Origin of the sequence: uncultured Christiangramia sp. (assembly GCF_913046405.1) — a bacterium.
Classification (GTDB): domain Bacteria; phylum Bacteroidota; class Bacteroidia; order Flavobacteriales; family Flavobacteriaceae; genus Christiangramia; species Christiangramia marina.
Window position 1 is genome coordinate 1 of the sequence record NZ_CAJWRQ010000108.1, and the last position, 9,458, is coordinate 9,458.

9 protein-coding genes are annotated in these 9,458 nt (G+C 40.3%); all 9 read right to left on the reverse strand.

Going from position 1 to position 9,458, the window contains the following annotated elements:
* Nucleotides 1-117: 117 nt before the first annotated feature.
* Nucleotides 118-294, reverse strand: coding sequence for a hypothetical protein (locus QZ620_RS12210; protein ID WP_295182061.1), 177 nt, complete (start codon nt 292-294; stop codon nt 118-120).
* A gap of 344 nt (nt 295-638) precedes the next feature.
* Nucleotides 639-3,995, reverse strand: coding sequence for a preprotein translocase subunit SecA (gene secA, locus QZ620_RS12215; RefSeq protein ID WP_295182064.1), 3,357 nt, complete (start codon nt 3,993-3,995; stop codon nt 639-641).
* A gap of 87 nt (nt 3,996-4,082) precedes the next feature.
* Nucleotides 4,083-4,304 (reverse strand): DUF2795 domain-containing protein, encoded by a 222-nt coding sequence (locus QZ620_RS12220; protein WP_008272287.1) that lies wholly within the window; start codon nt 4,302-4,304, stop codon nt 4,083-4,085.
* Between the two features lie 152 nt (nt 4,305-4,456).
* Nucleotides 4,457-5,029, reverse strand: a complete 573-nt coding sequence (locus tag QZ620_RS12225; RefSeq protein ID WP_295182069.1) for a cob(I)yrinic acid a,c-diamide adenosyltransferase — start codon at nt 5,027-5,029, stop codon at nt 4,457-4,459.
* A gap of 80 nt (nt 5,030-5,109) precedes the next feature.
* Nucleotides 5,110-5,283, reverse strand: coding sequence for a hypothetical protein (locus QZ620_RS12230; RefSeq protein WP_295182072.1), 174 nt, complete (start codon nt 5,281-5,283; stop codon nt 5,110-5,112).
* A gap of 48 nt (nt 5,284-5,331) precedes the next feature.
* The gene (locus QZ620_RS12235; protein WP_295182074.1) at nt 5,332-6,036 is read right to left on the reverse strand and encodes an ABC transporter ATP-binding protein; all 705 of its coding nucleotides are present in this window, start codon (nt 6,034-6,036) and stop codon (nt 5,332-5,334) included.
* A 43-nt stretch (nt 6,037-6,079) separates the two neighbouring features.
* Nucleotides 6,080-6,886, reverse strand: coding sequence for a class I SAM-dependent methyltransferase (locus tag QZ620_RS12240; RefSeq protein WP_295182075.1), 807 nt, complete (start codon nt 6,884-6,886; stop codon nt 6,080-6,082).
* A 78-nt stretch (nt 6,887-6,964) separates the two neighbouring features.
* Nucleotides 6,965-7,324: a four helix bundle protein gene (locus QZ620_RS12245; RefSeq protein WP_295182076.1), complete on the reverse strand. Its 360-nt coding sequence runs from the start codon at nt 7,322-7,324 to the stop codon at nt 6,965-6,967.
* Nucleotides 7,325-7,366: 42 nt separating this feature from the next.
* Nucleotides 7,367-9,241, reverse strand: a complete 1,875-nt coding sequence (locus tag QZ620_RS12250) for an ABC-F family ATP-binding cassette domain-containing protein (RefSeq protein ID WP_295182079.1) — start codon at nt 9,239-9,241, stop codon at nt 7,367-7,369.
* Between the last annotated feature and the right edge of the window lie 217 nt (nt 9,242-9,458).

Below are 9,458 nucleotides of genomic sequence, written 5' to 3' on the forward strand. Positions count from 1 at the left end.
GTTTGCAGCACTGAGCCTGTCGAAGTGTGGTTTGATTTGTTCTGGTCTTGATATTTAAGCATTCAATAAACTCGGGCTAGTTTTATCAAAGTTTTATTCGGTTGGTTCAAGTGCAGTTTAGCCTCCTTTTTGCTCATCCTTCGACAAGCTCAGGATGGCAATAGTTTTTGTAATCCCGCCATTTGCAAGCTCGGTCGAGCCACGAATTTGAAATAAGATTTCTTGATCAGCAGTTTGCAGCACTGAGCCTGTCGAAGTGTGGTTTGATTTGTTCTGGTCTTGATATTCAAGCATTCAATAAACTCGTGCGAGTAATAATGAAAGTTTTATTAGTATGATTCTAATGCAGTTCACCTTACTATTTGCTCATCCTTCGACAGGCTCAGGATGGCAATAGCATTTTTAGAATCCGGTCTTCGACAGCCTTGGGATCGCCATTGCGCTCTTATAATCCAGCCTTTGACAGGTTCTGGATAGCAACACTCTCCAAAGCAAACGTTTTGTATCAGCAGTATGAAGCACTAGTGCAGTCTCACTTACACTGTTTTTAAAAACCCAGGTATGGAGAGCTCAATGATACAGAGTCATAAAAAAAGCCTGAAGTACAACTTCAGGCTTTAAATATATAAGATAAGGTTCTATTCGTCTACAAGAACCCAGTCTCCTTTATCTAAGAGTGGAATTGCTTGTTTGAACTTCATGGCTTTAGTTTCACCACTTAAGACGTTCTTCAAAGTAACCTTATCGTTTCTACCAATTTTAGGTCGGTCTCTGGTGATAGTTTCAGTGATCTCAGGTTTACGCTGAGTATTACCAACCGCGCGGCTTTGAGCAGCACGTTCATCCATATTAGGGATCTCTTCCTTCTTGGTTTCAACTTTCTCTTTTTGCTGAACCTGCCTTGCTTCCTGAATATTAGGAACGCTCGCCGATGGAATCTCTCCTTTGAAGAGGAAGGACATCACATCACGGTTTACAGTCTCCAGCATGGATTTAAAAAGTTCAAAAGCTTCGAACTTATAAATAAGCAATGGATCCTTCTGCTCATGTACAGCCAACTGAACACTTTGCTTCAACTCATCCATTTTTCTTAAGTGAGTTTTCCAGGCTTCATCAATAATTGCGAGAGTGATATTCTTTTCGAAATCTTTAATTAATTGCTTTCCTTCAGTTTCATAAGCTTTCTGAAGATTGGTAACCACGCTCAATGTTTTCGTACCATCTGTAAAAGGAACAGAAATACGCTCGAAGTTATTTCGCTCATCTTCGTGAACCTGTTTGATCACAGGGAATGCACGTTCAGCATTATGAGCCATCTTGGTGTCATAATGTATGTAAGCAGCCTTATAAACCTCTCCAGCTAGCTTCTGAGGGGTCATTTTCTTGAACTCTTCTTCAGAAACAGGAGAACTCATAGAGAAATTCCTGATAAGTTCGAATTCAAAGTTCTTATAGTCTTCAGCTCCTTTATTGGTTTCAGCAATATTTTCAGAAATATCAAAGATCATATTGGCAAGATCCACACGTAACCTGTCTCCGAATAGAGCATGATAACGGCGCTTATAGATCACCTCACGCTGAGCGTTCATTACATCATCATATTCCAGCAAACGCTTACGAACTCCGAAGTTATTTTCCTCTACTTTCTTCTGAGCACGCTCGATAGACTTGGAGATCATGGAATGCTGAATAACTTCACCTTCTTCCAGACCCATACGGTCCATTAGTTTGGCGATTCTTTCAGAACCAAATAATCTCATCAGGTTATCTTCAAGAGATACATAGAATTGTGAACTACCCGGGTCACCCTGTCTACCGGCACGACCACGTAACTGCCTGTCCACACGTCTCGAATCATGACGCTCGGTACCAACAATCGCCAGACCGCCAGCTTCCTTCACTTCCTTACTCAGTTTAATATCGGTACCACGACCCGCCATGTTAGTGGCGATGGTTACGATACCAGCATTACCAGCTTCAGCAACAATATCGGCCTCCTGCTTGTGACGTTTCGCGTTCAATACGTTATGAGGTACATTCCGAAGCTTCAGCATACGGCTGAGTAATTCCGAAATTTCAACGGAAGTCGTACCAATAAGTACCGGTCTGCCCGCATTCGAAAGATCGGTTACATGATCGATCACCGCATTATATTTTTCACGTTTGGTTTTATAAACCAAATCTTCTTTATCATTTCTGGCGATAGGTCGGTTGGTTGGAATTTCCACTACATCAAGTTCATAGATTTCCCAGAATTCACCCGCCTCAGTTACCGCGGTACCAGTCATCCCCGAAAGTTTGCGGTACATTCTAAAGTAATTCTGAAGGGTTACCGTAGCAAAGGTTTGTGTTGCATCTTCGATCTTCACGTTTTCCTTGGCCTCGATCGCCTGGTGGAGTCCGTCACTATAACGACGACCATCCATGATACGACCGGTTTGCTCATCTACGATCTTCACTTTGTTATCCATCACCACGTACTCTGTATCTTTTTCGAACAGGGTATATGATTTTAGTAACTGGCGAAGCGTATGAATACGTTCACTTTTTACTGAATATTCTCTGAATAGTTCTTCTTTCTTTTCAGCTTCTTCTTCGGCAGAAAGACCTTCTTTTTCAATTTTTGCGATCTCCATTCCAATTTCAGGCATCACGAAAAAGTCAGGATCATTTTCTCCGGAAAGAAATTCAATCCCCTTATCGGTAAGATCGATCTGATTGCTTTTCTCTTCGATCGTAAAATACAGCTCGGCGTCCACCTTCGGCATTTCACGATTATTATCCTGCATATAGTGATTCTCTGTCTTCTGCAATAATTGCTTTACACCCTCTTCACTAAGGAATTTGATCAATGCTTTATTCTTCGGAAGACCACGATAAACTCTCAATAGTTGGAAACCACCTTCTTTGGTATCACCTTCCTTGATCAGTTTCTTAGCTTCAGCAAGTACTTTTACTAGATATTTACGCTGAACTTCCACGATATTGGCAATCGCAGGTTTCAGTTCCATAAACTCATGCGTATCACCTTTAGGTACGGGACCAGAAATGATCAATGGAGTACGGGCGTCATCAATTAATACTGAATCCACCTCATCCACGATCGCATAGTTATGCGGGCGTTGTACCAGATCATCGGGAGCATGAGACATATTATCTCTCAGGTAATCAAAACCGAATTCATTGTTGGTTCCGTAGGTAACATCAGCATTATAAGCTTTTCTACGCGCGGCAGAGTTTGGACGGTGATAATCGATACAGTCTACACTTAATCCGTGAAACTGAAAGATTGGGGCCATCCACGCGCTATCACGTTTGGCCAGGTAGTCGTTTACGGTCACCAGGTGCACTCCGTTTCCGGTAAGAGCATTCAGGTAAACTGGTAAAGTTGCCACAAGGGTTTTACCTTCCCCGGTGTGCATCTCTGCGATTTTTCCCTGGTGCATGGCTACACCACCAATAAGCTGAACATCGTAGTGGATCATATCCCAGGTTACCGGCTTTCCGACTGCATCCCATGAGTTGTTCCAGATCGCGTGATCACCTTCAAGATTTACATAATCTTTCTCTGCGGAAAGTTCTCTATCGTAAGCAGAGGCCTGAACCTTTAGTTGCGTATTATTACAGAAGCGTTTCGCGGTCTCTTTAACAACTGCAAAGGCTTCTGGAAGGATATCGTTGAGAACTGCCTCAGAGAGCTCGTAAGATTTATCTTTAAGCGCATCAACTTCAGCATAGATATCTTCTTTACGGGTGATATCGTCAATCTCGTCAGCTTCCTTATTTAGTGCTTCTATCTTATCTCTAACTTCTTTAGTAGCATCAGAGATCTGACTTTTAAATTCAGATGTTTTTGCACGCAATTCATCCAGGCTCATCGCTTCGAACTTAGACTCAAGAGCCTTGATCTTATCTACGATGGGTTGAATCGCTTTTACGTCTTTCTTGGATTTATCTCCAACGAAAGCTTTTAATACGGTATTTAAAAAACTCATAGTGGTTTTTTTATTTAAGGGGTTCAAATTTACGCAAAAAAAAAGCCTCATGATTGAGACTTTTCCCTATTTTCTACGTGTTATATTTTAATATTCGTCCTCATTCCAGAGGTAATCTTCATCTGTTGGATAATCCGGCCAGATCTCTTCAATAGAATCATATGAATCACCTTCATCTTCTATTGCCTGTAAATTTTCGACAACTTCAAGCGGTGCTCCTGTTCTAATTGCGTAGTCTATTAACTCGTCTTTGGTGGCCGGCCAGGGTGCATCACTTAAATAAGATGCTAATTCTAAAGTCCAATACATTGATTAATCGGGTTTTAAATTTTGGCAAAAATAATTTTTTTGCTCTAATAGCCAAGAAAAAAATCTATTATTTACTCAATAATGATAAGAACGTAAAGATTTCGATCATTATTTGCATTATCCACAATGAATATGATGAAAATCTAATTGATTTAGGATTTTTTTGGAATCCATTGAATTTCTTCAGCTTGCAAGGAATGAGACAACATCCGTGCCAGCACAAACAGGTAGTCTGAAAGTCGGTTCAAATAGACCAAAACCTGATCCTGAAATGGTTCAATGTCATATAAAGCGGTAGATATACGTTCAGCCCTTCGACAAACGCAACGCGCTATGTGACAGAATGACACGCTTTGATGTCCGCCAGGCAACACAAAATGCGTCATTTCAGGCAAATCGCTATTCATCTGGTCGATCGCATGCTCCAGTTTTTCAATATCAGCATCAGATACTTTAGGAATATTCAAACGATCCTTGCCATTTTTGAGTTTCTCCTTCTCAGGATCTGTAGCCAGCACCGCTCCAATAGTAAATAACCTGTCCTGTATTTCTATAAGTAATTGCTTAGTGTTATTATCGACTGGCTGATCTCTTAAAAGACCTATATGTGAATTCAATTCGTCTACCGTTCCGTAGCTTTCAATACGTATATGGTGCTTGGGAACCCTGGTTCCTCCAAATAGAGAAGTGGAGCCCTTGTCCCCGGTCTTGGTATATATTTTCATTGCAAATTTTTATCAGGATAAAAGTACGAAGTTCGTGGAGCTAAGAAAAATAAAGCGGAGAGCTTAACATTCAGAAAAGATTATAAAGTATCAGATTCCTGGTCTCGTTTGCGTTCGTGATAACGTTTTCTGAAATTCCTGTTCTTTCGCTCTATTTTAATTTTTTTACTACGGTTGGAATTCCATAGAAAAAATGCGAGAATAGCTACAATAATGAGGAGGTATAGCCAGGTTTCCCTATCAAGGTCGATCATAAGAGTTGTTTAGAGATCTAAATTTACAAAAAACCTGAAAAATCTGATCTAAACTGCAGGAGTATGCACTCTTTTACGTTCATCGGTTTCTATTCTACCATCTTTTAAGCGGATTACCCGGTGCGCATGTTCGGCGATCTCTTCTTCGTGTGTAACCAGGATTACGGTGTTTCCGGCAGCATGAATGTCGTCAAAAAGGTTCATGATCTCTACGGAAGTTTTTGAATCCAGGTTTCCAGTTGGCTCATCTGCAAGAATGATGGAAGGTTTATTAACCAGTGCACGACCTACCGCCACACGTTGTCGCTGTCCTCCCGAAAGCTGATTGGGTTTATGATCCATCCGGTCGCCAAGTCCCACGCTGCGAAGAACTTCTTCAGCACGTTCCTTACGTTGCGATTTTGTCGCGCCGGCATAAACCATTGGTAAAGCCACATTATCCAAAGCTGTAGTTCTGGGAAGTAAATTAAAAGTTTGAAAAACGAAACCAATTTCTTTATTCCGGATTTCCGCAAGTTCGTCATCGCTCATTTTACTGGCATCCTTTCCATTCAGAATATAAGACCCGGAAGTTGGAGTATCCAGGCAGCCCAGAAGATTCATTAAAGTAGATTTTCCGGAACCTGAAGGTCCCATGATCGCGACATATTCACCTCGTTCAATATCCAGATCGATACCTTTTAGAACTTTTACGACTTCCTGACCTAAAGGGAAATCTCTGGTGATGCTGCGAATTTCGATTACTTTACTCATGGATTTTAATTTACGCTTGTTTGACGGCGATTCAACCAATTTGTTACACCCTTATCGTAAAATGCTCTTTTACCTGTTCACTTCGGAAGAATATAAAACCCCATTGAAAAGTATCGATCGATACCCGAACCTGTGGATGCTCAATTATTTCTTTCCAGGCTTCCTGCATTTCAGCAGACCAGTGGATGTCATCAAAAATAAAGACAGAATCATTGTGAGCAAGAGGTAATAGCTTCTGGAAGTATTCCAGTGTAGCCTGCTTTTGGTGATTGCCGTCGAAATAAATAAGGTCGAATTTCTCTGAAGTTTTCTGTTCGATATTCTTGTTTCGGAGTGTACCAGTTAGATCAGAAACAACATTTTCAATATTATCAATCCTTAAATCAACATTTTTGAGATGAAATTTTTGAAATTGTTGCCGGGCGATTTTTGCGGTTTCTTTGCAACCTTCTACAGTAGTAAGTGTTGTGGAATTGTTTGCTGTAATGGCTGCGGAAGCTATTCCAAGAGAAGTTCCCAGTTCCAGAGCATTCTCGATATTCAGATAATTCACGATCCTGGATAGTAATTTTGCTCTAAAAAGTGTGACTCCGGCATTTTTGGCAATGGCATGCACCGGTCTTTGATTTGAACTAAAAACCCTGCTTCCCGCCCCAAAATCTTCCACTTCGATAATTTCCTTGTTCCGAAGAAGATCATTACGGTATTCTTTGATTAATTCATATTCCGAATGTTCCGAAGTATCATAAAAACATCTGGTCACCAGCTCATAAACAAAAGGGGAGTGGAGTCCGTGTTCGTTCTGACTTTTTAAAAGAAAATTTATATAGGATTTGAGTTGGAAGAGCATGAAATTGGTTATCGGTTCTCAGTTGTAGGTTATGCGTCTTATGTTTCTAAATAAAGAATTATGGAAAAGAAAAGAACACTATTTCCATTCTCTTTCAACATATTTTATAAATGAATAGATTTTTGCACCCAGAATTTCATAATTGGCTTTGAGTTCTTTTGTCCCTTCAATTTCATAGAGGCGATCAATCATTTCTAATTGAGATAAACACTCGAGCAACGAGGCGTGAGAATAGATTAAATATTTGAGAAAATCCTGCTTATAAGTACGTCGGCCATAGCCTTCAATGATATTATCCTTAATGCTTTTAGAGGATCTCCGAATCTGGCTTCCCTGTTCATAAAGTTCAAATTTCGGAAGTTTCAAAGAAATGGCATGTACTTCCATAGCATATTCAAATGCCAAATTATAAATATCCAGATCTTTATAACTCTTCATTTTTCAATCTTAACAAACAACAAACAACAAACAACGTTTAAACTACCCCTCCAACTTCTCCATCAATTCAAACCAGCGCATGGTTTTAGTTTCAATTTCGTCTTCAACTTTCTTCAGGTCTTTGGATCTTTCAGCGACTTCATCCGAACTAAGTTCTTCCAGGAAGCTTTGCTGAATTTTCTCTTTCTTCTTCTCGAGTTTAGCGATCTCTTTTTCCAGTTTGCTGTATTCCTTTTTCTCGTTATAAGTTAGAGAAGCTCCGGAGCTGCTGGATTTATATTCTTTTTTGTCTTTTGCTTCAGAAGTCTTTTCTATTTGAATGTTTCCAGCTTTAGGTTTAGAAGCCTGGTATTCTCTGAAGTCGGTGTAGTTTCCGGGGAAATCTGTGATCGCACCGCCACCTTCAAAAACAAAGAGGTGATCGGTAATTTTATCCATAAAATACCGGTCGTGAGACACCACGATGATACATCCGGGGAAATCCATCAGGAAGCTTTCAAGAACATTTAGTGTAAGAACGTCCAGATCATTGGTTGGCTCATCGAGAATCAGGAAATTTGGATTCTGAATAAGAACGGTACATAAGTAAAGCCGTTTCTTTTCACCACCACTCAGTTTTTCTACAAAATCGTATTGCTTTTTTCTGCTGAAAAGGAAACGTTCCAGCAATTGTTCCGCAGAAATCTGTCGGCCCTTTTTAAGTGGAATATAATCTCCAAACTCTTTGATCACTTCGATCACTTTCTGTCCCGGTTTGATCTTAATACCTTTCTGAGTATAGTAACCAAATTTTACGGTTTCACCAATAACGATCTTCCCGGTATCCGGTTCAAGACTTCCCGTAAGCATGTTTAGAAATGTAGATTTCCCGGTACCATTTTTACCTATGATCCCGATTCGTTCACCTTTAAGGAAGTTATAACTGAAGCCTTCCATTAATTGCTTTCCGCCGAGTTCCTTGGAAATATTGTGAATCTCCACGATCTTGCTTCCAAGACGTTCCATATTGAGTTCCAGCTGCACCTTATGATCCTGCCGGCGTTGTCCCGCACGATGTTTTATTTCATGGAAATCCTCTATTCGAGATTTGGACTTGGTAGTACGCGCTTTAGGCTGGCGACGCATCCATTCCAGTTCCTTTTTATATAACTGCTGAGCCTTGTCTGTATTGGTAGCTTCCTGTTGATGTCTTTCTTCTTTTTTATCCAGGTAATAGGAATAGTTTCCTTTATAGGTATATAATTTGCCATCTTCCAGCTCTACGATTTCGTTACAAACCCGCTCCAGGAAGTAACGGTCGTGAGTTACCATAAAAATGGTAAAATCCTGTTTTCTGAAATATTCTTCCAGCCATTCGATCATGTCCAGATCCAGGTGGTTGGTAGGTTCATCAAGGATGATAAAGTCAGGTTTTTTAAGAAGCATTCTGGCAAGGGCGAGGCGTTTCTTCTGTCCTCCGGAAAGGTTCTTAACGACAGCCTGCAGATCTTCAAGATTTAACTTGAAAAGTATTTGTTTGAATTCGGTTTCAAAATCCCAGGCGTTATTGGCTTCCATAGCATCCATTGCTTTCTGAAGAGCATCAGAGTCTTCAGGATTTTCCATAGCCTTTTCGTATTGAGCTACTACTTTTAGAGTCGGATTCTCACTCGAAAAAATACTTTGCTCGATGGTAAGCTCGGGATCAAGATCAGGTTCCTGGGAAAGGAAAGCAACGCGTATGTCATTACGATAGATCACCTGCCCATCATCTGGAGAATCGGTTCCCGCGAGGATGTTCAATAAACTAGTTTTTCCTGTTCCATTCTTGGCAACAAAACCAACTTTCTGATCTTTATTTATTCCGAAGCTAATTTGTTCAAAGAGAACACGTTCGCCATAAGATTTTGCAACATTTTCTACTGAAAGGTAATTCATATTATTGTTATCGGTTCTATGTTGTCCGTTAGAGCCTCAAAAGTACGATAGGCAAATGACAATTGACTATGGATAGTTAAAAATGGATAATTATTTTGTTGGCTTGTTTGCCATTGCTCAGCCTGCGACAAGCTCATCCTTCGACAGGCTCAGGATGGGAATGAATTTAGCACAAGTATTTTTAATAAGTTAGTTGCAGCATTGAGCTTGCCCCACT